This window comes from Bartonella sp. AA2SXKL, from assembly GCF_042197205.1.
Taxonomy (GTDB): Bacteria; Pseudomonadota; Alphaproteobacteria; order Rhizobiales; family Rhizobiaceae; genus Bartonella.
Genome location: NZ_JBHIRN010000079.1, coordinates 1 through 915 on the forward strand (window position 1 = coordinate 1; position 915 = coordinate 915).

Genomic DNA, 915 nt, shown 5'->3' on the forward strand with positions numbered 1-915 from the left:
AGTGGGTTTCAAAAACTGAAAGCCTTATCCTCTCCCCGCTTTTGAAACGGGGAGATGAAATCGGTTTTAAAACTAAGCAGCTTTCGTAACAGATGTTGCTAAAACCTGCTTAGCTTCTTTAATAAGAGCTTTATATTTTCTATTCTCTTCATCCACTCTAAAAGCATCAATAAGACGAACATGGATAGGACCTAAAAGATACAAAGCTTTTTCACCAGCACTCATACCCTCCCAGTAACTTGGCAAATCAAAGCGTGTATCATTATCATAATCAACAGATTGACTTTTTAACTTTTTCTCACACTCAATAAAGTAACGACGAGCTTGCCTGCCTTTCTCATTGCGTTCAACCATTGAAAGCTCTTTTGCCATGTCTAGAGTAAGATGATATTCGATACTTGGACGACCGCTTTTAGGTTTTACTCTTTTTTGAGTAAAACTCATAAAGTCTTGATTTTCTTGAGGGGCATTAGGTTTCGCTAAAATTTTAGCGAAACTTATAAAGTCCTTATTTTCTAAGAATCCGTACTCCTCAATGCGATTTTTTATCCAATCTCTAAAATTAGATTTAACTTCCAAAAATGTATGCAACTCACGTGCATTTACTGTCTGAACAATTTCCTGATCAATGATTTGTTCTTTAATCTCTATGAGAGTGTTCATGATGAACTCCTATGCAGTCTGTTTAATTTTATTTTTAAGATGCATCATGATAGCTGCTCGTATTTCAGGGCTTGATAAATCGATTTGAGGATTAGCTGCTTGCTCTTCTAATTTTTTCCAATAATCTATGATTTTTTCGCGTAATACAGTGTTGTAACCTAAAATGACAATAAGAGCTTCAGGTTTAGGAAGATGGTAACAAGGAAGAGTACGACCTGTTGAATCTTTGTATAATCCAGCAAAATTACTCAG

General features: G+C 35.3%; 1 protein-coding gene and 1 pseudogene. Both read right to left on the reverse strand.

Annotation, left to right across the window (positions count from 1 at the left end; genetic code table 11):
• Window positions 1–72: 72 nt before the first annotated feature.
• Entirely contained in the window at window positions 73–663 is a 591-nt protein-coding gene (locus tag ACFINS_RS09845) for an antA/AntB antirepressor family protein (RefSeq protein WP_375706160.1), read from the reverse strand.
• 9 nt (window positions 664–672) lie between these two features.
• A pseudogene (locus tag ACFINS_RS09850) lies at window positions 673–915 on the reverse strand (phage regulatory protein); the annotation flags it as partial.

Excerpts from the sequence above, each read along its gene's own strand:
- ACFINS_RS09845 (WP_375706160.1), bottom strand. The coding sequence starts at position 663 with ATGAACACTCTCATAGAGATTAAAGAACAAATCATTGATCAGGAAATT.